The sequence below is a fragment of the Ureibacillus sp. FSL K6-8385 genome (assembly GCF_038593155.1).
GTDB classification, from domain to species: domain Bacteria; phylum Bacillota; class Bacilli; order Bacillales_A; family Planococcaceae; genus Ureibacillus; species Ureibacillus terrenus.
In genome coordinates, this window is record NZ_CP151968.1 from 1,304,738 (window position 1) to 1,327,892 (window position 23,155).

The window sequence follows — 23,155 nt, forward strand, 5'->3', positions numbered from 1 at the left end:
TGACAAGAACATATATTCTAAGTACGATTAGAGAACAGATGTTTGTATTTGGAGGGGTTTCATTTGGCAATCAATCAACCAGAACTAAAATATGATGCTGATGCCATACAAGTATTGGAAGGCTTGGAAGCAGTACGGAAACGACCAGGCATGTATATTGGCTCCACTGACAGCAGAGGTCTTCATCACCTCGTTTTCGAAATTGTCGACAATGCGGTAGATGAAGCGCTTGCTGGCTTTGGTTCACATATCATTGTCAAAATTCATGAAGATAATTCCATCAGCGTGCGGGATTTTGGACGGGGAATTCCAACGGGCATGCATAAATTGGGAAAACCTACACCTGAAATTATTTTCACCGTTCTCCATGCCGGAGGCAAATTCGGACAAGGGGGATACAAAACAAGCGGCGGGCTTCACGGTGTGGGATCTTCCGTTGTGAATGCCCTTTCAAAATTTCTCGAAGTCACTATCTATCGGGACGGTCTCATCCACCGACAACGATTTGAAAACGGCGGACAACCTGTAACAACCCTTGAAGTGATCGGAAAAACAAACGAAACCGGAACGCTTGTTCATTTTTTGCCGGATGAGACGCTTTTTTCAAGCACGAAATTTAATTATGATATTCTCGCAGAGCGATTGCGGGAATCCGCTTTCCTTTTAAAGGGATTGAAAATGGAATTGATTGATGAACGGGAAGAAGGCAAACGGGAAGTTTTCTATTATGAAAACGGGATTCAATCATTTGTTGAATATTTGAATGAAGAAAAGGATGTCATTCATCCGGTGAAATATGTGGAAGGGACTCACGATGAAATCGAAGTGGAATTCGCTTTTCAATATAATGATGGTTATTCCGAAACGATCCTTTCCTTCGTAAACAATGTCCGCACCCGTGACGGAGGGACTCATGAAACGGGCGCCAAAGCGGCATTGACGAGAATTTTCAATGAATACGCCCGAAAAGTCGGATTGCTAAAAGAAAAGGATAAAAATCTGGAAGGCACCGATATCCGCGAAGGGCTTTCTGCCATTGTTTCCGTGCGTATACCGGAAAGATTGCTGCAGTTCGAAGGCCAGACAAAAAGCAAGCTTGGAACGCCGGAAGCCCGTACGGCTGTAGAATCCGTGTTGTCTGAAAAATTGCTTTACATTTTAGAAGAAAATGCCGAATTATCCGCAAATCTCGTCCGTAAAGCGATACGCGCTTCGCAGGCCCGGGAAGCGGCAAGAAAAGCGAGGGAAGAAGCGCGCAGCGGCAAAAAAGGGAAAAAGGCAAAAACGATTCTTTCTGGAAAATTGACACCTGCCCAATCCCGAAATCCGAAAAAGAATGAATTGTTCCTTGTGGAGGGAGATTCAGCGGGAGGATCGGCGAAACAGGGAAGGGATCGGACATTTCAGGCGATTTTGCCTTTACGTGGAAAAGTCATTAATACAGAAAAGGCAAAACTTACCGATATTATGAAAAATGAGGAAATTTCCACCATCATTCATACGATCGGTGCCGGAGTCGGTCCGGATTTCAATATCGAGGATGCGGCTTACGATAAAATCATCATTATGACCGATGCGGATACCGATGGCGCCCATATACAAGTGCTTCTTTTGACATTTTTCTATCGCTACATGCGTCCGTTGATTGAAGCGGGAAAAGTATATTTGGCTTTGCCGCCGCTGTATAAAGTATCAAAAGGCAGCGGAAGAAACGAGATCGTTGAATATGCCTGGACGGAACGTGAATTGCAGGAAAAAATCAAAAAAGTGGGGAAAGGATACGTCATCCAGCGCTATAAAGGTCTTGGAGAAATGAATGCGGACCAGCTTTGGGAGACGACGATGAACCCTGAAACAAGAACGCTGATTCGGGTTACCATCGAAGACGGCGCCCGTGCGGAACGTCGTGTGACGACATTGATGGGCGATAAAGTGGAGCCGCGCCGTAAATGGATTGAAGCCAATGTCGATTTTGGCATGGAAGAAGATACAAATACATTGGTGCCCGACTTTATCGAATATAAGGAGGATGAATAATGGCGCTAACCGAACGATTTCACGAATTGACATTAGAAGACGTAATCGGTGACCGCTTTGGCCGTTACAGTAAATATATTATCCAGGACCGGGCGATTCCGGATGCCCGGGATGGCTTAAAACCGGTACAGCGAAGAATCCTATATGCAATGTACAGGGATGGGAATACCCATGACAAACCGTTCCGCAAATCGGCCAAAACGGTCGGAAATGTAATCGGGAACTACCATCCTCATGGGGATTCATCCGTTTATGAAGCGATGGTGCGGCTCAGCCAAGATTGGAAAGCGCGATATCCGTTAATCGAAATGCATGGAAACAACGGTTCGGTTGATGGCGACCCTCCTGCTGCGATGCGTTATACGGAAGCCCGCCTTTCCGCGATTGCAGCCGAAATGCTGAAAGATATCGATAAGGAAACCGTTGATTTTGTGCCAAACTTTGATGACCAGGACGTCGAACCGACCGTGCTTCCGTCAAAGCTTCCAAACCTGCTTGTCAACGGAGCTACAGGAATTTCCGCAGGTTACGCGACAGATATTCCTCCCCACAATTTGTCGGAGGTATTGGACGGCGTGCTGATGCGTCTTGACAATCCGGATTGTACAGTGGATGATTTGATGACGGTGATCAAAGGTCCGGATTTCCCGACCGGCGCCATCATTGAAGGCGTGGACGGTATTAAAAAAGCCTATGAAACGGGCAGAGGAAAAATCATCATCCGCTCCAAAGCAACGATTGAACCGATCAAAGGCGGAAAAGAACAAATTGTCATTACCGAAATCCCATATGATGTCAATAAAGCGCAACTTGTTAAAAAAATTGATGAAATGCGATTCGACAAACGATTGGAAGGCATTGCGGAAGTGCGCGACGAATCCGACCGTACTGCGGGACTCAGGATTGTCATCGAGCTGAAGAAAGATGTGGACGGAGAAGCAATTTTAAATTATTTATATAAAAATACCGATCTGCAAATCACATATAACTTTAATATGATTGCCATCCATAATCGCCGTCCGACCATGATGACGCTCCCATTGATGTTGGACGCGTATATCGACCACCAAAAGGACGTCGTAACAAGAAGAACGAAATACGACCTTCAAAAGGCAAAGAACCGGTTACATATCGTTGAAGGTTTAATCAAAGCGTTATCAATTTTGGATGATGTGATTCAAACGATTCGTTCTTCCAAGAATAAAAAGGATGCAAAAAACAATTTGCAAATGAAGTTCCAATTTACGGAAGAACAGGCGGAAGCCATTGTGAACTTGCAGCTTTACCGTTTAACGAATACAGATATTACACAGCTGCAAAAAGAACATGAGGAACTTCAAAAAACAACGGAAAAACTTACAAAAATATTAAGCAGCGAAAAAGAGCTGATTAAAGTCATCAAAAAAGAAATCCTGGAATTGCGCAAAAAGTTTGAAGAGCCGCGCCGATCAACAATCCAGGAAAAAGTGAAAGAAATCAAAGTATCCCTTGAAGTGCTGATTCCGAGCGAGGATTTTGTAGTGACAGTGACAAAAGACGGCTATGTAAAACGGACAAGCCTCCGTTCCTATGCCGCCTCAAATCCGGAAGATTTTGCGATGAAAGAATCGGATTATTTGTTGTTTGAAAACACATTAAATACGCAGCATCATCTTTTAATCTTTACAAACAAGGGAAATTATATTTATCAGCCGGTATATGAATTGCCGGAAATTCGATGGAAAGACCTGGGTCAGCACATTTCCAGCATTGTTCCGATTGAAGAAGGCGAGAAAGTCATTGGTGCGGTAGGAGTTGAAAACTTCGATGATGAAAACAAGTTTGTTCTGACAGCATCAAAACACGGACAAGTAAAACTCACAAAACTTGCCGAATATCAAGTGACCCGCTACTCCAAGCCAATCAAGACGATGAATTTGAAAAATGATGATGAGATGATGTTTGCCTTCCTGGTGACACCTGGAAAGGAAATCATTCTGACATCCTATTTGAGCTACACTGTCCGGTTTAATATGGATGAAATTCCGGTAACCGGTATTAAAACAGGCGGCGTTAAAGGAATCAATTTGAAAGATGGAGATGTTTTGGCAGCTGTCAATGTCATTGATGCAGATTCGCAACCGGATTTGATTGTTGTGACTCACCGAGGGGCCATTAAACGAATGAGCTTATCTGAAATTGAACGAAGCGGCAGGGCAAAACGTGGGCTCGTCATTTTAAAGGAATTGAAAAAGAACCCTCATCGGATCTTTAACGTATCAGTCGTAAATGAGGACGACCAGGTGTTATTGGCGACGAAAAAACAAGTTCAAGAGTCGATTGAGGTTGCAAACCTTGCACGGGCAGACCGTTATTCAAACGGTTCTTTGAAACTTGATATTGATACGGATGGCGAATTATTGTTTGTGAAAATACTCCATCCTCAACGGGAAGATCAGGAAGAATAGCAATTAGCAGAGGGTGTCCGGAAAGATGTTGCCTTTCTAGACACCCTCCTTTCTTCTTTATTGAAAAGATAAATAAAAAAGATTACTATTCTGATATGGATATCTGGGGGAGTCGTGATGGGAAAATTGATTTGGTCCATGGAAGATCGTTCAAAAGGGATCTTCTTCGTTATTTTGGCTGCATTGTTTTGGGGAATTTCCGGTACCGTTTCCCAATACATGTTCCAACAGCTGAAAATCAATACTGAATGGTTCACCACTTGTCGGCTGCTGCTTGCCGGCTCCTTATTATTAAGCATTGCATATAAAAAAGAAGGAAACCACATTTTTGAAGTGTGGAAACAGAAAAACGATGCAGTGCGTTTAGTGATTTTCGGCGTTATTGGGATGATCGGCGTCCAATATACATATTTGGCAGCCATTGCCCACGGTAATGCTGCAACCGCAACAGTTTTGCAATACTTGGGCCCTGGACTGGTGACGATGTACTATATCGTCCTTGCCAAACGGTTGCCGACATTAAGAGAATTGTTGGCGGTGTTTTCCGCTTTATTCGGAACATTTTTGCTTGTAACCCATGGAAATGTTGAATCTTTAACAATTTCAAAACAGGCGTTCATCTGGGGAATTTTATCGGCCTTTGGTTTGGCGTTTTACACCATTTTTCCGATTCCTTTATTAAAAAAATGGGGTTCCTTTATCACGATTGGTTGGGGAATGGTTGTAGGAGGCATTCTTTTCAGTCTAATCAGGGCTCCATGGCAATTTGAAGGTCAATGGTATTTCATAACGAATTTTGCTTTTTTATTTGTCGTTATTTGCGGAACGGTTCTTTCCTTTTATTTTTATTTGGATAGCTTAAAATATTTAAAGGCTTATGAAACGAGTTTGCTTGCTTGTGCTGAACCGTTATCTGCCGCGTTAACATCGGTGATTTTTTTAGGGGTCTCTTTTGGCTGGATTGATTGGATTGGTTCATTGTTGATCTTATTGACCATTGTAATTTTATCGAGAGAGTAGGGAAGTGGGGGAGGGCGATTGCCCCTCTTTGAATGCAAAAAAATCCTTGAGTACTTGCTACTCAAGGAAAATGTATTTATAGGGTTGAAGGATGAATGTAAGTGAATTAATGGGATACTTCGTTTACGGAAATGCCAGTTTGAGCGCGAACTTCAACTTCGTTGTATTTTACAACGTCAGCTTCTCTAGATAATATTGTGCCAAGCCATCCGCAGATGAAGCCGACTGGTACAGAAATGATAGCAGGGTTCGTTAATGTTACCAATGGCGTACCTACGAAAATTGCTTTACCAGGCTCTGGATTCCATACGTTCGGTGATACTGCCACCATGACTAAAGCAGTAATTAATCCACCGATAATCGCCCATACAGCTCCATTTGAATTGAAACGTTTCCAGTAAATTGTATAAATGATTACTGGCAAGTTGGCAGAAGCTGCAATACAGAATGCCAATGATACAAGGAACGCTACGTTTAATGTTTGTGCTCCCAAAGCAAGTAAAATGGAAATTACAGAGATCACTAATGAACCGATACGTGCCGCCATCACTTGTTGTTTTTCAGTAATTTTGCCTTTTTTGATAATCTGACCATAAATGTCATGGGATAAAGCAGAAGCACCGGAAAGTACGAGACCGGCAACTACCGCCAAAATTGTCGCGAACGCAACGGCTGAAACGAAAGCAAATAGTATATCTCCGCCTAATTCTTCGGCAAGCAATGGTGCCGCCATGTTACCGGCAGGGTTTGCAGCAACGATTGTGTCTTTACCAACGAATGCTGCCGCGCCGAAGCCTAAGAAAATTGTCAACACATAGAAGATACCTACAATCCAAGTAGCCCAAATTACGGATGAACGTGCAGTTTGAGCATCTTTAACTGTAAAGAAACGCATTAGAATGTGTGGCAAACCAGCTGTACCCAAAACTAACGCTAATAATGTAGAAATTGTATTAATGCCGTTTGTATATAACAAACCTGGATTTAAATATGCCTCTCCAGCATCAGTGGCAGTAGCCATTTCTGAGAACATTCTGAAAATACTGAAATCGAATTTTAATAAAACAAGGAATGAAATAACTACAGTACCAAACATTAATAATACAGCTTTAATAATTTGCACCCAAGATGTAGCAGTCATTCCGCCGAATAATACGTAGATTGTCATCATGACGCCCACGATTAATACAGACACCCAATAAGGAATACCGAATAATAATTGAATTAGTGCACCTGCACCTACAAGCTGGGCGATCATGTAGAACAATACGATAACGATTGTACTCAAAGCAGCCGCTCCACGAACTTTTGCCATTTCAAAGCGCGCTGTGATCATATCAGCCAATGTAAACTTCCCAAGGTTGCGCAATGGTTCGGCAACGATGTATAACACAACCAAATACGCTACAAGGTAACCGATAGAGAAGTAGAAACCGTCATATCCGTATAATGCAACGGAACCGGCGATCCCCAAGAATGAAGCAGCAGACAGATAATCCCCCGAAATAGCAAGTCCATTTTGCCAGCCTTTTAGGCCGCCTCCGGCAGTGTAGAAATCACTTGCAGTAGTAGTTCGTTTTGAAGCCCAATAAGTGATGTACAATGTTACTACGACAATAGCCAAGAACATTACAATCGATGTTAGACTCATTGACCAGCACCTCTTTCATATTCTTCTATGATTTCTTTTGCTTCTTTGTCAAATTTGTTGGCTCTTCCTACATAAAAGTGTGCCAGTCCCCAAACCATGATGAAAAGACCAAAAGAATAGAACCATACCCAAGTAATTTCCCCAATTGCTTTTTGATGCAAAATTTTTGTGTAAGATGTCAGTACTGGTAGCAACATATAAAGTACAAAGAAAATGACTGTCATCGTCCAGAGGAAAGCATTTTTCTTTCTGGATAACTGTCTGAACGATTCCATTTTGGCGATTTTTTCATAATCAATTAGTTTACCGCCTTTTTTCTCCATAAACATACCCCCTTTAGATTTGAACGATTTTGCTGCTTCATGTCCGTAAAATTCTTGCTTAAGAATTTTACAATACCCATTTTATTGAACCGTTCACAAAATTGCAATACTTTTTCTATAAATTATACAAATTTTTTTGCGAAAAAACGTACTTAAAAGAGAAAATTTTAGCTTTAAAACGAATTTTTGATTGTTAAATGATTCACATGACCATAAAAGTGGGGAAATATGGAAGGATTTCAACAAAAAAGAAATGAAATCAAGAAAGGATCTGACAAGCGCTAAATAATAAAGAAAGTTTGTGAATAGGAATACAAAATAAAGTTTTACAATGTTTTTATATTATAAAAATAGTTTTGATTGAAAAATTGTATTTAATAAATTGTTAAAATTCCTAGTTATGAAATAAAGATATACAAAAAATAATTGTAATAAGGGAAATTGTTAATAAAGTTTATGAATCATAAAAATCTTTTCTGTCTCACTATTAGAAGTATTCTTCAATTATGAGATTTAACTTCCGATAATTTATATTATGTCAACTAGATAATTTCCGCCTAAATTGAGGGTTTCTTCCCTCAAGTACCCATTGTAAACTAGCACATTATTTCAGAATCCCTTTTTCAAATTATTTCAGGCGGATTCGGAAATAATGTGCAAAATTTTTGCGGATTGTTCCGGATTTTGCACATTCTTTCGGAACGTTTGCACGCTCTTTCAGATGAAGATTTCCAGCGCGCCTGATGGATCGATGGAAAAGAGAAAGCACAAAAGAGGCCGATTCGGCCCCTTTCGTGCTAATACCCCATTTCCTCTGCGGCCATGCGCACCATTTCTTCGTCAATGGCGTCCTTTTTCAGCTGGTACCCGTATAACAGGCACGTCGTGGCCAACGTGTTGATCACCCGAGGCCATCCCCGCGACTGCAGGGCAATCGACTCTAACGCCGATGGGGTGAAGATCGGATGCTTCGCCCCGGCCTGTTTCATCCGATGTTCGATGTAGCCCGCCACCTCTTCCTTCTCCAGCGGCCCCATCCGGTATCGCATGATGATCCGCTGGTCGAGAGGGCGGTGCTGATTGAGCCGCAGCTTCCCCTGTAAATGGGGCAGCCCGGCCAAAATCAAGACAAATGGGTTGGTCGAATCCATCTCAAAGTTGAACAAGATCGCGATGTCCTGTAAAAATGCATCCTTCGCTAAATGCATCTCGTCCAAAATGAACACCGGCGTGATCCGCCGTTCATGATACAATCGCTCGATCGCCTGCTGGATTTGGCGGAAGAGGTCTACCTTGCGGTACTTCGGTTCCTCTCCTAATCCCAAGGCCAAACCACGGTAAAAATCCATCACGCCTCCGGTGGATAACGGAAAGTAGACGACATGATACAATGATGGATTCAATGACTCTTTCAGCGCCCGAAGGGCGAACGTCTTGCCCGCCCCTGGCTCTCCGATTAACAGCCCGATCCCCCGGGTTCGTTTCACGTACTCCAGCGCCCGCAACGCTTCCTGAAACGGCGCCCCTTGATACGCCTCGGACGGGTCTGTTTCTTTCGCAAACGGCTCCCGCGAAAGGGAGTAAAACGATTTATACACCGTGTTCTCCCTCCTTCGCCGGAATCGCCGCAAACGGGGACCGATGGCGTTTTACATAGGCGTTGTCCTCCAAACGAACCCGAACGGCCTCCGCCACCTTCCTTCCATCTTCGTACACATAGACGCCCCGTTCGTCATAGCGGAGTTCAATCGATTGCCCAATGAACCGGGGCGGCACTTCATACAGCTGCTTGTTCAAGGTGATCGTTCCATCGGCTTTGACCTTGCGGTGCTCCCGCTTCAGAAAAATCGCATCCAGCCAATCGCCATCTTCGATGAACGACACGAGATGCACTTGCGATTGAAACACCTCATGCGGCGTTTTTCCGTCCAGCGAGGCGTGCGGTTTTCGATGATACTCCTCTTCAAGCCACCTCCAAAAGCGCTCGTTCAGCTCTTCGAGCGACTTCGGGGGATCCAACTCCAGCAGCGGATAAAACCGCGTCTGTACGGTGCGGAAGAACCGTTCGATTTTCCCTTTGCTTTGCGGGTCATACGGCTGGGTGTGGATGAGCGTAATTCCCATCTCGGCGCACGCATACTGCAGCACCTCGGATCGATAAATTTTCCCGTTGTCCGAGTAAATGCGCTTCGGCTTCCCGCAACGAAGCACCGCTTCCTTCGTGACGATCCGCAGCCCGTCAAACTTCTCCGAAGGGAAAAACTGCGCGTACGGCACAAACCGCGAGCAGTCATCGATATAGGCGATCAAAAACGTTTTCTGGGCTTTCCCATTGACTCGAATCGTTGGTCCATGGGATAAGTCCCCTTGCCAAAGCTCATTGATCTGGTCATACGCAAAGCGCTTTCGCTCCGGCATGGGCAAGATTTCTTTCCCGACAAGGTTGTGTTTTTTCAACAATCGGTATATAGTAAAGTAAGAGGTATGATTTTCTGGGATTTCCCCCTGCTCGATCAGGTGTTCGTAGAACACCGTCACGGGCATGGTGGGATGTTCTTTTCTTAGGGCTAAAATATGATCCTCATCATCGGGCGACAGACGCCTTGAGTGGCCGCGGTCCGAACGGCGCTTCGGCTTTAAGGCGTCAAAGCCCCCTTTTTTGTATCGGGTGCACCAATCGAGGATCGTCTTGGCTGCGATTCGTTTGTCGCCCTGGTGGGGAACATGGTGCACTCGCTCGCTCACCTCTTTCAGATACGTCTTCGGTTCCACCTGCCCATTCACCAACGGAGCGATTAGCCCGTACCGAAACAGGGCAATGTCGTGTCTCATCGACTCATCCATTCGAATCTCCTCCTTGTCTCACTTGGAATCAGGACCGTTCCGGTCCGTCTGCCCTTATCGTACCGGATCGCTTTTTCTCCGTCGATAGGAAAGGTTTGTGGGAACCTCAACTATTTCCAATTTAGGATATGTATGTAAAATCAGGATCCCATTTGATTCGCAAAAGGGTGTCGGAATCCGTCCTCCCACATGTCTCTGATGACCGAATAGAGACCGTGTTTCTCCAACGTCCGGATCCACCAGGAAGCCCGTTCCTTTTCTTTTTTCACGATAGGGCCTATGATCCTCCACCGCCTCGCAAAAAAGCTGTGAAGGTTTGATAGGTTTCGGCAGAACCGCCGGACATAAAAGATGATGCCGTCCTTTGTCGGGAGAAACGGAGCCCGGTTCGTCCCCTCGGTCAATCCCAACTGCTCTTTCACGACTTGCCATATGGCGGACAACGTATACTGAAAATACGGGAGGAGAAAGGAAGGCAGCACACTCACCGTCTTCAAGCATTCCCGACAGCGATACCGGACAATCCAAATGCGATAATCACCATGTGGGGTCAATGCGTTTCGCTCATAGTAACCGTGGCGGTGCAACGGGCGCTTGGCCCGGCAATGCGGACACTTTTTCAGAAGAGGGAAGTCGTTTTCTTTTCCACGCTCTGCATACGTTTGGACGTCAATGCCAAAGTCATGAAATTGAATCACGTCCTCCTCCCCCTCCTATGAACCGATGGATTTTCTCTTCCGAAATAATTCACAAAAAATTTAGCACATTCTTTCAGAAAAGGGGAGAGGGCTTTCTGAAGGAATGTGCAAAAAAATGGCTCTTTTGTTCCGAAATAAAGTGATAATTTACACCCATAAAATCAATTATCCGGAACTTGTTAACCTAAGTTCCTCATAATTTTTTGTGTCTACGAATTATCATTTTTTAAACGAATTATCATTATTTTTTTATCGATTATCATCGGTCGTTGATTATCAATTGGAGGTGTTTTTTATGTTGTTTCGACAAGCCATTGATGAATTTGTGTTGTACTTGCAAATTGAAAAAAACTATTCACTTAACACCGTTGATGGTTATGCTTATGATTTGAGATGTTTCGAGAACTTCTTAATTCAACACGGTTATTCAGTACAACTTAATGACATTACAAAAACGCATGTTCGTCGCTTCATCCAGCATCAGATTACAAAAGAAAATGTTAAACCTAGAACGGTCTATCGGAGAATTTCTTGCTTGAAATCGTTCAGTAAATACTGCGTCAAAGAAAATCTAATCGACAACGATTTTATGATTGGAATTGATACTCCTAAAACGGATAGCAAATTACCGACTTATATGTCTTTGTCTGAACTACGAAAACTGTTTCATTTTTTAGAGCAAGACAATAGCCGAATGGCGATGAGAAACCATCTTCTATTTAAACTGTTAGCCACTACGGGTATGCGAAGATCTGAAATTGTTGAACTAACTTGGGAACAAATTGATTTATCGAACAACACGATACGCATATATGGGAAAGGAAAAAAAGAGCGCTTACTCCCCCTTCATCCTATGGTTGTTCCTTTAATTAAAAGTTATATGGGAAGTTTAGAGGAATATCAGCTCCATCCTTCCCAACCGGTATTTTTAAATAAAAACGGCAAAAAACTAAATCCGCGTGGTTTACATAAGATATTTAAAGAAATCTTACAAAAAGCAGGTCTGCCACCTCAACGGTTCTCACTCCATCATTTGCGGCATACGTTTGCTACCTTGTTGATACAAGAAAATAAAGAAAATGTTGATTTGCGTACCGTACAAGAACTACTCGGCCATGAAAGTTTAGTCACGACGCAAGTATACACTCATGTTGACTTTGAGCAAAAGAAAAAAGCGATTGAAACATTTAACATATTTTAAAACCTGCTTAGTACGGAAATAACTACCCTAGCCGGGTAGTTATTTCATGTGAATATGAGTTGGCGGATACAAAGGCACTGGATGCGTGAGATCGTATGACATTGAGTGCATTCCATGAGTTTGCTGATAAGGCATTGGAGCATGTGGAAAATACCCTTGCTGCGCCATAGCAATCTGATTATAAAGTTCTGGTGCTTTAAATGTAAAATAATCAGAATGATTATTCCCTGATTCTTTAAGTATTTTTTGCTGTAATGCCGCAAATGCATACTTTACGAGATGTTCTTTAAACAGATTGATGTAATTTTTGTTTTTCAATTGATTCGAATAAACTTTAGGAATTTCATCAAAAATTTCTTCTAAATCTAGCGTGATATTATAATTAGATTCAAGTTCCATAGCAGTTTCAAAAAGAGTTTCGATTATTACTTGGGCCGCTCGAATTTCTTTAATATACTTTGCATCACTTAAAATATAATGCTGCAGAGCGCCAAGCTCATATCTAGAGTGTCCAAGCAAAAAGCGTATAGCATCATCTGAGACCCCCATTTCATGAAACAATGTAGAAAGAGTGTATCGTAATCCGTGCGGTGTGAAATACTTCTCTGTTTTACGGATGATTTTGTTTCTTCTTCCCTTCTCTTTTGCATGATTATGATTTTCCTTATTCTCTGGTTGTTCATATTCTACTTTTATCCATCCCAAATGTTCACATACTTTATCGATTATATAATTCATCTGCTTGTTAATGAGCGGCTTTCCTCTCAAGCCGTATAACAATGCATCATTTGGTTCCATGTGTTCAATATATTGGGTGAGTAATTTCATGAGCTTAGGTGGTAATGGAATAAAGAAGTCTTTGTTTTTGCTGTTTGGCGAATTGTCAGTGTGTTTATCCCCTTCCTCTAGATATTGGTCAAGAAGTTTATCTTCTTTTACTCGATCTTTTTTGGGATCGAACTCATAAACTAGACCGTTCATAGTAGTAGAGACTGAACGAACGGTTAGTTTTTCGAGCGATGTGACTCTGAGAGCAGTAAACATATCTATTAGGGTTGGAACTAATACATTAACACCTCTTTCTTGCAACTCAAACGCAGCTTTGTAAACTTGGTATAATTCGGTGATATTTAATGCTCTCGAATGATGTTTTTGTTTATTAGAATCTGTGATTTTTAATGCTGCGAATGGATTTCCGTTAATAACTCCGAGCCGGTTATAATGCGTAAACATAGATTGCATCGTTGCCTGATGTTGTTTTATCGTTCTCGGACTATAGCCTTGTTTTCGTTGATCATTTTCCCATATCTTCACAAATTCATAATCGATATTCTCAAGCACTGGATTTAACCCTTGGTTTAACATATATTCTGACATGTAAATTACATTTTTACGGTAGGTACGTCTAGTGTTTTTTGACCAAAACTGGCTTTTTTCATATTCATTAAAAGCCTCAATTAAAGTAGATTTAGCTGAAATATTTGTCTTGCTCATGATCTATTACCTCCGCATAAAAATAATTGAGCTTAAAATACAAAAAACCCCAAGCCAAACACCGCTACTTCTTATGCGTGTATATACGCATAGGTAGCGCTGTAAAGCTTGGGGTTTTCCCTTGTCGTATATTAAGTTATTCATTTGTTTTGTATTTTATCAGATTATGATGAAAAGTCAACAATTATTTTGCAAAATATAATAATAAGAGCAAAGGATCTGCAATCATAAGTGATGATTATTACCAATCATCAGTCATCCTTTTCTTTTAAATCAACCTTGTAATATTCCAACCCTCTTTCCAGCAAAACATTTACTAGTGCATTTATTTTAAATGATTTTTCTATACTTAGATTTTTTACTGTGTTATACATTTTTTCTGTTAAGAAAAAGGTCTTCTTCTCTGTTAACAACGAATGATCTACTTTTAGATAATCTTTGAACATTTTATATTCTAAATCGAAATCCTCTTCAACGTTTATTGGCGTTCGATTTTCTTGTTTCTTTTTTACAAAGGGTTTATCAGCTAATAAAACGACGATTTTACTTTTTACATCTCTACTCAATGATTCCTCTGGTGCAATGCCTTTATATTTATATTCATTTTCCTCTTGATCAAATTCAATTGCTGCATTTGCCAGTTTTCTTTCTAAGTCTTTTTTATTTATTCCTGCCATAGTTGCAACTTCTGCAATTGATTTTCCGTTGTTTAACTGTTCTAATGCTTCTATTAATTTCATTTAAATCACCTCCGATTGTTTTAAACATTATAACTGCGCTTGTGCTAAATTTTAATAACTTTTGTAGAATATTTGTGGCAATTTATAGCCATATAAATTCAGATGTGCTACGGATTCTGAAAAGAATGTATTCAAAATTTATCATGATATTTTGATCAATCTATACTTAACCGATGGCCTTATCAGCAGTTTTACAATGCCCGGTCGAACGATACAAATAAAAGATACGAATTAAAATACATCCGCCCCATCACTTATCGAAATAGTATTGGCCGTCATGCAACCTTTCTTTTATTGAGCGATTTAAAAGTGTATTTTTTTCTATTCGACTCCAATGAAATGCTAAAATATCTCACATTGAGTTACAGATTCATAGGGTTAACTGGGTATATTAAAACCTACCCAGTTAACTGTATGAACAACTTCATATACCTAATAGTTTAAAAACGTCCCAAATCAAGTGTTCTCAAATTTAGAAGAATGACCTATCCAGACGACTATTACTATCCCCTGACTCCTAATTTGACCTAAATTTTCTATTAAAATAAATTACACTTTCTGGGTTGGCACTTACCCATTCCATTTAAGGGAATTGTTTTCCTTACCAATGAGAAACAGCAAATGTAATGTATTATGAAATGCCTTGACGTTGAATGAACGTATTATCTACCTTTAAGAGTATGGCCCCCGGATTAAGCAACGGATATTCGCCTGCTTATGACATCGTTGAATAGGTTGGAAGAAACCATACGTTTTGAAATGAAATGAAGTGTATGCAATTCAACAAAGCAACCAAGCAACTGCTTAACGAGGTTATCATTGTGTTCTTCTATTTATTAGAAAATCAGGCCAATTATTTAAAATCGTTTACGTACATGTGAGCAATGCATATGACTCATCCTTGTACACCAACTTGCATCAATTTATTCAAAGAATAATGGAGATTTATCGAAATGAAGTGAAACAACTGTAGCCAGAGGAAGTTGAACAAATCGTACTTCATTCGGAGCGAACTCCGTATATCATCCCTGCTCCGCAAGGTGATCATGATTTAAAGGACATAGAGGAAGAGTTGGAGATGCCAAGTGAGAACATCACATTTATCCAGTTAGACACTGAGGATACGTAGGACATATCATCCAAAGCTTCGATACAATAATGGGTCACAATAAATCGTAACGATGACCGCGGCAATAATAATCAGGTTTAAGAAAAGATCCTTTATGATGGATTATGATGATCGCCCGTAACCATCGAAGGAAATGAAAAAAGATGGCTTCTAAACCATTCAGAAGCCTTCAAATCTCCAGATGATATGTAAAAACAAAACAGAAGGCTGTCCTCAAAAGGTTTTTACGACCTTTTGGAACAGCCTCTTTCTTTTTGCTTTAAGACAATTTGTGAATGATCGCCATTCTCCCTCTCGGAAATTTGACTTGATGATTCTTATCAAATGTCAGCGGTCCGTCCGGTTGAAAAATAAAGAACGATTCACCTTTTTCCATGTTTTCTTTAAACGTTTTATAACGCACTTCAAAAATGGCATTGGCTTCATCCAAAGATAAAGCATCGATTACTGCAAATTCTTCATCTCTCCCTTTCACTCTTCTCACGACATAATACTGATTCATACACAATCCCTCCAACATATTTTGTAAATAAAAAAACATCGGCAAGAATGTTAACGACTGTTTTCGCCATACATCCTTACCGATGATTTTTCACCATTTTTCTGGACCAAAAAGGCCTTCTGTTATATTAATTGTAAAAGGAAAGAAAAGTAAAAAACAAAATCGATTATCTATTATCATTCTATCTTACCCTTTGCCTTTTTTTAACCCATTTCATCGAATTTCTCCCTGTAAAATAACAAATCTGCTCGACAAAAGTGAAGACTGGGTAGATAACATAATGGCCACCTAGGTAGGGAATTCAATATAGAGGCAAGCAAAAGAAACTTAAAGTATATTTGTAGTAATGAAATGAAAAAGAAACGGGAAGAAGTACGAATACATCCAAGAGAAAAATTAATCGAATAATCAAATGACAATGTCCAGATGACAAACAGGAGCGAGAGGAATAGGTGGAAAGTAGTTTTTACATATTTTCCGTACCAGCCATCCCCTTCTTTTTACAAAAATCCCGTACCAGCAAGGCACTTTTTACAAAATTTCCGTACCAGCAAGGACTTTTTACAAAAATCCCGTACCAGCAAAGCACTTTTTACAAAAATCCCGTACCAGCAAAGCACTTTTTACAAAATTTCCGTACCGAGAAGAGGTTTTTACATATTTTCCGTACCCCGAGTTCGACAGCCCATTTTAGGCAAGGACAATTTAGAAAAAGCCTTTTAAGTCTATACACTAGAAAAATACGTTGATTTTCGTAGGCACACACTTCGTATGTCAAGGTTGATTATATTTTCCCCAAAATCGCCGGTTTAACATTCCCCAGAAAGATCTCATGGAACCCTTTGTTTTTCTTTTTTGGATCCTCTTTTCCTGTAATCGATAGCTTTCCCCTCTTTAGGTAATGGAATGACGTAGCAATCGATCTAACATCGCCCGAGTCTCCCACAATTTCTTCCCATTCCCCAGAGATTTTGTTGGGATATGCTCGTACCGCTGGGTGATCACTAGAAATAAGCAATGAGCGCTGTTCGGATCCAGTTTTAGGTACCCCATTTCATCGATCATGAGAACAGTTGGCTTCACAAAGACAGGAAGCTTTTTCTCCAACTTTCTGACCGCCTCTTCTTAACTGAGTGACCAAATCACGGGCGGTAACAAAATACGTTTGATATCCTCTTACTATTGCCTCCATTCCAATCGAAATCAACCAGGTGTGTCTTTCCAATCCTTGGTGGGCAGAGAAAAAGGATATTTTCTTTTCGGTCAATACACGACAACGTAAGCAGTTCTCGAATCCATCACTCATCCAACGAAGGTTGCGCGGTAAAAACGTATGGATCGTCTTGCGATACGGCAGTTTGGACTTTGATGAGCGTTTGGATCGATCGTTCCTGCCTTTTGACAATTTCCGCCTCTAATAAGTGAATAAGCGGAACAAAAACTCTGAATATGGCATATTAAGAGTAACTACGTATTCTACCATGGAGAATCATCGTTCCTCCGTGACAAGCAAATGGAATCGGTGACCATACTCGTGTATTCGTTCTTTCATGATCTTTCCCTTCTCTGGAATGCGTCATAACTCGTGATCATGAACCATTGCTCCTCTTATTGACATTATAGTTCTATTGTAAGTGAGGAATTTTATTCAGCTATATTGGGATTTTATCATCTGCTTTAACACATTATATATGGAATTTATATACCGCAATGTTCTGCACTTTTTTCTTGTAAAAAACAAATGGTAACGAAAGTGCGTATCGATTCATCGTAGCCATTGGGTTTTCCTTGTCCTGATCCTTCTGCGTTTTTACTCATTTTTTCCTTTTTGTTTCCTATATGCGTTACCACGTCGATCACTTCAGAGCAGAATGGTTTGGCGCCATGGCCGCTTGTTGATCCCTAATTGGGACCAACAAAAGAGACGAATCATCGTGCTGAATCAACGTAATGATAAGGTGTTTCCAAATATTGAGCCTAAGAGAGAGAATAGCGCCCGCTGATCTGCAGAAAAGAATATGTGGGATGAAATACGATTCCTTGTTTACCAATGGTCGGGCTTACGGAAAAATGGATCCGTAGGTCACAAAGGGGCAGGGGGATGTATTTGCGGATTCAGACAAAATGGTGTTGATGGAACCTATCGTTTCATAAGGTTAACTGGGTATACAATAACTTACCCAGTTAACCCTATGAACAACTTCATTCCCCTTTTCTTTCCACAACCGCGTCAAATCACGGTTTTTTATAAACAAAATCCCTCTTTCCAAGAAGAGAATTAGGATCTCACATCTCCAAATCCGCTCCTGATTTTTGAATGCCCCCGACGTTTTATCAAGAGTGTTTCCATTGTAAACTTATGAAGATACTCATCGACAAATGGATGAAATTTTTACGGAGTGTTTCGATAGCTGGTTACCCTTCCTGTATTGGAGCGATCATCAACTCCCATCCCTTTCATTCATAGACGCAAAGGAATTCGTTGAAAAATGGATCATGTATAGTATCTATTGCTTGTAACGATGATCCAAAGAACAAAAAATGACGATGTTAGAATCCCGACAAGCGCCAGCTCGATTGCCCCCTTTTTAACCATTTACTTCGAACTTCTTCCTGCAAAATAATCAATCCACTCCACTTTTTTGATCCGTTGAGCGGGTTTTGTCCGTTATGGTGAAGCTTTCCCCTATAATCAATAGCGGTCGCGTCATCCGCTCCATCCCTCCATCCTCGATGATTTAGACGTATTCCTCTTCCCTCTCGCTTTTATTTTTTGACTGACATAAAATATCCATAAACATAGGCTTGCCCATTGGCGAGCCTCATCCACTCTCAGTCATGACCTTCTTCCTTTTTCACGATATAGTTGAACATCATCACTTGAAAAGAGGTTTGGAGGCTTTGTGTGCCGGCTTTACACCCTATGTTCCATGATATGAAAGAGGCCTTTTCTCTCCGTTTTCTTCGCCCGATATAAGGCCTGATCGGCTTTCTCCAGAAAACCACTTATCGATCGGATCCTAAGAGTTATGGTATTCTGATTACAAAGATAAAAATAAATCCAAAGCCCAATTGTAAATTATCACTTTATTTCCGCACAAAAAAGACTCTTTTTTGCACATTCCTTCGGAATATCCCTCTCCCCCTTTCCGAAAGAATGTGCTAAATTTTTTGTGAATTATTTCGGAATGGGACATGGGTGATTTCCAGAGGGGGGACGAGGACGTGATTCGGTTTCATGACTTTCAGGTCGATGTCCAGACATATGCCCAGCGGGGAAAACAAAACGACTTTCCCCTTCTTAAGCGGTGCCCTCATTGCCAGGCAAAACGCCCTCTTTATCGCCATGGGTACTACGAACGAAATGCCGTGACGTCGCATCAGTCTTATCGCATTTGGATCGCTCGGTATCGCTGCCCGGAGTGCAGGAGGACGGTGGCCGTGTTGCCTTCATTTCTTCTCCCTTATTTTCAGTATACGTTGCCCACCATATGGAGAGTGGTGAAAGAACGGTTGGGCCTGACTCCGAAACGGGGGATGGAGGAGGCTCCACTCCTTCCTACGGATGAAGGGGTTTTATTTTATGTCCGACGTTTATTCCGAAATTTGAACCACCTTCATTGGTTTTTTGCGGAGCGCTGGAGAAAAATTGGTCCTGCCATCGCCCAAGCGAGAGAACGAGCCCTATGGTGGATCCAGACGATGGAGGAGATCGGCCTCTTTTTCGTCATCCAAGAGATATGGGAGCACCGATCGACGCATCTTTTTGCACGTACATTCAGTTCCTGATTTTACTTATATCCCCTTATATGGAATCATTTATAGATTCCACAAACCTTTCCTCTCGACGGTCGGGGGAATGATCCGATAGGATAGAGACAGGATGGACCGATAAGGTCCTAGAATGGGATGAACGAAGGAGGAGATCGAAATGAATGAGTCGATGAGACAGGAGATCGCTTTATTTCGGTATGGATTGATCGCTCCATTGGTGAATGGACAAGTCGATCCAAAAACGTACTTGAAGGAAGTAGCGGAACGGATCCATCAAGTTCCCCACCATGGAGAGAAACGCATCGCCGCCAAAACGATCCTCGACTGGTGCACGCAGTACAAAAAAGGGGGCTTTGAGGCGCTGAAGCCGAAACGACGGTCGGACCGTGGCCATTCCCGGAGGCTGTCACCTGAAGAAGAGGATCACATTTTAGCCCTGAGAAAAAAACACCCCCACATGCCCGTGACGGTGTTCTACGAACACCTTATCGAGCAGGGGGAAATCCAATCCATCTCTTATTTCACTATATACCGACTTTTAAAAAAATACAACCTCGTGGGGAAAGAAATTTTACCGATTCCTGAACGAAAACGATTCGCGTACGATCAGGTCAATGAGCTCTGGCAAGGTGATTTGTCCCATGGCCCGTTGATTCGCGTGAATGGCAAAACGCAAAAAACGTTTTTGATTGCCTATATCGATGACTGCTCGCGGGTCGTGCCGTACGCTCAGTTTTTCTCTTCCGAGAAATTTGACGGGTTGCGGATCGTAACCAAGGAAGCGCTGCTTCGATACGGAAAGCCGAAGCGAATTTACTCGGATAACGGCAAGATTTATCGGGCGGAACCCTTGCAGTACGCCTGCGCGGAGTTAGGGATCACCTTGATCCATACCCAGCCGTACGATCCGCAAAGCAAAGGGAAAATCGAACGATTTTTCCGCACCGTACAGACGCGGTTTTACCCGTTGCTCGAAATGAATTCACCGAAGTCGCTCGAAGAGCTAAACGAGCGATTTTGGAAGTGGTTGGAGGAAGATTACCATCGAAAACCGCATGCCTCGTTGAACGGGAAGACGCCACATGAAGTGTTTCAATCGCAAGTCCATTTGGTGTCGTTCGTCGAGGATTCGGATTGGCTCGACTCGATCTTTTTGAAACGCGAATACCGTAAAGTGAAGGCCGATGGTACGGTCACGTTGAACAAGCAGCTGTATGAAGTTCCGCCCCGGTTCATCGGACAATCGATCGAACTCCGTTATGATGAACAAGGCGTGTATGTGTACGAAGACGGTCAACGGGTCGCCGAAGCGGTCCTTGTTCGCTTCGAGGACAATGCCTATGTGAAACGCCATCGGTCACCGTTTGCGGCGGTTCCGGTAGAGGGAGGCGAAAACGATGTATAAAACGTTTTATTCCCTTTCCCGAGAGCCGTTTTCGAAGGAGACGAATCCACCAGAGGCTTATCAAGGGGCCTCGTATCAAGAGGCCCTCGCCGCTTTGGACTACGTGAAACGAACAAGAGGGATCGGGCTATTGATCGGTGAACCAGGGGCCGGCAAGACATTCGCCCTTCGGGCGTTTAAGGAATCCCTGAATCCGTCACTGTATCACGTCGTTTATTTTCCATTGTCAACGGGAAGCGTGATGGACTTTTATCGCGGCCTTGCCTTCGGGCTCGGGGAAGAGCCGAAATACCGCAAGGTCGACTTGTTTTATCAAATCCAACAAGGGATCGAGCGCTTGTATCATGAACAACGGGTAACGTCAGTGTTCATCCTCGATGAAATGCATTTAGCGAAGGATGCCTTTCTGCAGGATATCGCGATCCTGTTCAACTTTCACATGGACTCAACAAATCCGTTTGTCTTGATTTTGGCGGGGCTGCCCCATTTACAGGCAAAACTACGGTTGAATCAACACCGTCCGCTTCACCAACGAATCATCATGCGATACCAGATGGGGCCTCTTGATAAGGAAGAAGTGGTAGGATATATCGAACACCGCCTGAAACAGGCGGGGGCGAAACACCCGATTTTTACCCCAGCTGCCTTAGAAGCGATCGCCCTGCAGTCGCAGGGGTGGCCGCGGATCATCAACAACCTCGCCACCACTTGCCTGTTATACGGCGCTCAATTAAAAAAACATATGATTGACGAAGACATTGTGCGTATGGCAGCCGAAGAAATGGGGTACTGACACAGCAGGGGCTGATCGGCCCCTGTTATGTTTCATCCCGATCCATCCTCATTCTAGTTAATCATCCGAAATAATGTGCAAATGTTCGGAAATAATCTGCAAAACCTGGAATAATTCGCAAAGATTTTGCACATTATTTCAGAATCCGTCCGAAATAATTTGAAAAAGGGATTCTGAAATAATGTGCTAATTTACACCCAATCGAAAGGAGCAAAAGAAACATGGATGATAGCAAAGAATATTGCCCGTTTTGCGGGGCTGATTTGCAAGGACCACCGATCCCGAAAGAAATCCAGCATCATTACGGCGCTACTCATGGATCCAGAAAAATTGGTATTTACAGTCGGGAAGAAGATCGTGTCATCAAATGGCAATGTCCGGATTGCGGAAAGGAATGGGAGCGGGAGTGAATCCCCTTTTTTCTTTTTTTTACTTTCAATCCTGACAGTATGAGGTCCAGTGCAAAGCAGATTCAAACAACGTGTTGTAGATTCCGATTTTCCATTCCCTCTACCGTTTCGTTTGGTCGTGGCTGCACCAGCTAGCTCCATCCACTTACCGTTGGCTTTTTGTTTACGGCAAAATAAATGGACAGAGAGCGGATAGGAATTTTCCTATATCACTTGAACGCGGAAGTGTTGGGGTGATTGCTTCTTAGGTAAAGCAGCCCTTGATACGGCGCTTTACTACGCCCGCAGCGGCTTCATGTCAAATGGACATTCTCTATACTTTTTACAAAACGCTGCTTTTTTTCTTTACGGTCCACACATGCCTGCAGTATCCTTCAACAAATTGAACATACACTCGAACGGTGGCAAGCACCGTTCTCAATATTACAAAATTTTACAATAAAAAATAGAAACAATATATATTACCTCTGATATAAATAAAAAACGTGTGATGAGGTGTCCGTTAAATAAAAAAGTTTTTTATGAAGAGGACAAGAAAGGAGTTGAAGTGTCCTCCAACACCTCAACTCCATCAGCGCAGCATATCCGTTAGATAAACGGTCTTTGTAGTACACGGTGAATAATAAAAATCCATCTGAACTTTTTCCATTTTAATTAAGTGAGTGGTTGTTTAGTGCAAAATGAAAG

At 42.1% G+C, this 23,155-nt stretch carries 16 protein-coding genes; 8 read left to right on the plus strand and 8 right to left on the minus strand.

Annotated features, from left to right (window positions below):
- Nucleotides 1-63 precede the first annotated feature (63 nt).
- From parE to NST62_RS06420, 3 genes are all read left to right on the plus strand, one after another.
- Nucleotides 64-2,037: a DNA topoisomerase IV subunit B gene (parE, locus tag NST62_RS06410; protein ID WP_141602493.1), complete on the plus strand. Its 1,974-nt coding sequence runs from the start codon at nucleotides 64-66 to the stop codon at nucleotides 2,035-2,037.
- Nucleotides 2,037-4,484 carry a DNA topoisomerase IV subunit A gene (gene parC / locus NST62_RS06415; protein WP_141602494.1) on the plus strand — a complete coding sequence of 816 codons (2,448 nt, stop codon included), beginning with the start codon at nucleotides 2,037-2,039 and terminating at the stop codon, nucleotides 4,482-4,484. Before parE ends, parC begins: the two co-directional genes overlap by 1 nt.
- A 117-nt stretch (nucleotides 4,485-4,601) precedes the next feature.
- Nucleotides 4,602-5,504: an EamA family transporter gene (locus NST62_RS06420; RefSeq protein WP_141602495.1), complete on the plus strand. Its 903-nt coding sequence runs from the start codon at nucleotides 4,602-4,604 to the stop codon at nucleotides 5,502-5,504.
- Between the two features lie 106 nt (nucleotides 5,505-5,610).
- On the opposite strand, the gene NST62_RS06425 is transcribed toward NST62_RS06420, so the two are convergent.
- From NST62_RS06425 to NST62_RS06445, 5 genes are all read right to left on the minus strand, one after another.
- On the minus strand, nucleotides 5,611-7,155 hold the full coding sequence (locus tag NST62_RS06425) for a sodium/solute symporter (RefSeq protein WP_141602496.1): 1,545 nt from the start codon (nucleotides 7,153-7,155) through the stop codon (nucleotides 5,611-5,613).
- A complete protein-coding gene (locus NST62_RS06430; RefSeq protein WP_342463235.1) occupies nucleotides 7,152-7,478 on the minus strand; it encodes a DUF485 domain-containing protein in 327 nt (108 codons plus the stop codon). The genes NST62_RS06425 and NST62_RS06430 overlap by 4 nt, the downstream gene beginning before the upstream one ends.
- A gap of 797 nt (nucleotides 7,479-8,275) precedes the next feature.
- Nucleotides 8,276-9,076, minus strand: a complete 801-nt coding sequence (locus tag NST62_RS06435; RefSeq protein WP_087959892.1) for an AAA family ATPase — start codon at nucleotides 9,074-9,076, stop codon at nucleotides 8,276-8,278.
- Nucleotides 9,069-10,322 (minus strand): IS481 family transposase, encoded by a 1,254-nt coding sequence (locus tag NST62_RS06440; protein ID WP_099232911.1) that lies wholly within the window; start codon nucleotides 10,320-10,322, stop codon nucleotides 9,069-9,071. The genes NST62_RS06435 and NST62_RS06440 overlap by 8 nt, the downstream gene beginning before the upstream one ends.
- A 140-nt stretch (nucleotides 10,323-10,462) precedes the next feature.
- Complete coding sequence (locus NST62_RS06445; protein ID WP_087959845.1) at nucleotides 10,463-11,020, minus strand: DUF6431 domain-containing protein; 558 nt, start codon at nucleotides 11,018-11,020, stop codon at nucleotides 10,463-10,465.
- A 295-nt stretch (nucleotides 11,021-11,315) separates the two neighbouring features.
- Here NST62_RS06445 and NST62_RS06450 point away from each other — a divergent pair, with 295 nt between their 5' ends.
- The gene (locus tag NST62_RS06450; protein ID WP_309218084.1) at nucleotides 11,316-12,221 is read left to right on the plus strand and encodes a tyrosine-type recombinase/integrase; all 906 of its coding nucleotides are present in this window, start codon (nucleotides 11,316-11,318) and stop codon (nucleotides 12,219-12,221) included.
- Nucleotides 12,222-12,260: 39 nt separating this feature from the next.
- Here NST62_RS06450 and NST62_RS06455 read toward each other — a convergent pair whose 3' ends face one another.
- From NST62_RS06455 to NST62_RS06465, 3 genes are all read right to left on the minus strand, one after another.
- Nucleotides 12,261-13,715 carry a tyrosine-type recombinase/integrase gene (locus tag NST62_RS06455; protein ID WP_342463236.1) on the minus strand — a complete coding sequence of 485 codons (1,455 nt, stop codon included), beginning with the start codon at nucleotides 13,713-13,715 and terminating at the stop codon, nucleotides 12,261-12,263.
- Nucleotides 13,716-13,966: 251 nt separating this feature from the next.
- The gene (locus NST62_RS06460; protein ID WP_289666583.1) at nucleotides 13,967-14,455 is read right to left on the minus strand and encodes a hypothetical protein; all 489 of its coding nucleotides are present in this window, start codon (nucleotides 14,453-14,455) and stop codon (nucleotides 13,967-13,969) included.
- A 1,388-nt stretch (nucleotides 14,456-15,843) separates the two neighbouring features.
- On the minus strand, nucleotides 15,844-16,086 hold the full coding sequence (locus NST62_RS06465) for a hypothetical protein (RefSeq protein ID WP_016838737.1): 243 nt from the start codon (nucleotides 16,084-16,086) through the stop codon (nucleotides 15,844-15,846).
- 3,225 nt (nucleotides 16,087-19,311) lie between these two features.
- Here NST62_RS06465 and NST62_RS06470 point away from each other — a divergent pair.
- The 4 genes from NST62_RS06470 to NST62_RS06485 all read left to right on the plus strand — a co-directional run bounded on the left by NST62_RS06470 (nucleotide 19,312) and on the right by NST62_RS06485 (nucleotide 22,468).
- Complete coding sequence (locus tag NST62_RS06470; RefSeq protein ID WP_011229674.1) at nucleotides 19,312-19,875, plus strand: DUF6431 domain-containing protein; 564 nt, start codon at nucleotides 19,312-19,314, stop codon at nucleotides 19,873-19,875.
- 142 nt (nucleotides 19,876-20,017) lie between these two features.
- Nucleotides 20,018-21,265, plus strand: coding sequence for an IS481 family transposase (locus NST62_RS06475; RefSeq protein WP_141603373.1), 1,248 nt, complete (start codon nucleotides 20,018-20,020; stop codon nucleotides 21,263-21,265).
- Complete coding sequence (locus tag NST62_RS06480) at nucleotides 21,258-22,058, plus strand: AAA family ATPase (protein ID WP_011229854.1); 801 nt, start codon at nucleotides 21,258-21,260, stop codon at nucleotides 22,056-22,058. The genes NST62_RS06475 and NST62_RS06480 overlap by 8 nt, the downstream gene beginning before the upstream one ends.
- A gap of 221 nt (nucleotides 22,059-22,279) precedes the next feature.
- Nucleotides 22,280-22,468: a hypothetical protein gene (locus tag NST62_RS06485; protein ID WP_047818379.1), complete on the plus strand. Its 189-nt coding sequence runs from the start codon at nucleotides 22,280-22,282 to the stop codon at nucleotides 22,466-22,468.
- Nucleotides 22,469-23,155: the final 687 nt, after the last annotated feature.

Bases quoted from the DNA above. Each gene is read 5' to 3' on its own strand.
- parC (WP_141602494.1), top strand. From the start codon at position 2,037: ATGGCGCTAACCGAACGATTTCACGAATTGACATTAGAAGACGTAATC.
- NST62_RS06420 (WP_141602495.1), top strand. From the start codon at position 4,602: ATGGGAAAATTGATTTGGTCCATGGAAGATCGTTCAAAAGGGATCTTC.
- NST62_RS06425 (WP_141602496.1), bottom strand. From the start codon at position 7,155: ATGAGTCTAACATCGATTGTAATGTTCTTGGCTATTGTCGTAGTAACA.
- NST62_RS06430 (WP_342463235.1), bottom strand. From the start codon at position 7,478: ATGGAGAAAAAAGGCGGTAAACTAATTGATTATGAAAAAATCGCCAAA.
- NST62_RS06440 (WP_099232911.1), bottom strand. From the start codon at position 10,322: ATGGATGAGTCGATGAGACACGACATTGCCCTGTTTCGGTACGGGCTA.
- NST62_RS06450 (WP_309218084.1), top strand. From the start codon at position 11,316: ATGTTGTTTCGACAAGCCATTGATGAATTTGTGTTGTACTTGCAAATT.
- NST62_RS06455 (WP_342463236.1), bottom strand. From the start codon at position 13,715: ATGAGCAAGACAAATATTTCAGCTAAATCTACTTTAATTGAGGCTTTT.
- NST62_RS06460 (WP_289666583.1), bottom strand. From the start codon at position 14,455: ATGAAATTAATAGAAGCATTAGAACAGTTAAACAACGGAAAATCAATT.
- NST62_RS06465 (WP_016838737.1), bottom strand. From the start codon at position 16,086: ATGAATCAGTATTATGTCGTGAGAAGAGTGAAAGGGAGAGATGAAGAA.
- NST62_RS06475 (WP_141603373.1), top strand. From the start codon at position 20,018: ATGAATGAGTCGATGAGACAGGAGATCGCTTTATTTCGGTATGGATTG.
- NST62_RS06480 (WP_011229854.1), top strand. From the start codon at position 21,258: ATGTATAAAACGTTTTATTCCCTTTCCCGAGAGCCGTTTTCGAAGGAG.
- NST62_RS06485 (WP_047818379.1), top strand. From the start codon at position 22,280: ATGGATGATAGCAAAGAATATTGCCCGTTTTGCGGGGCTGATTTGCAA.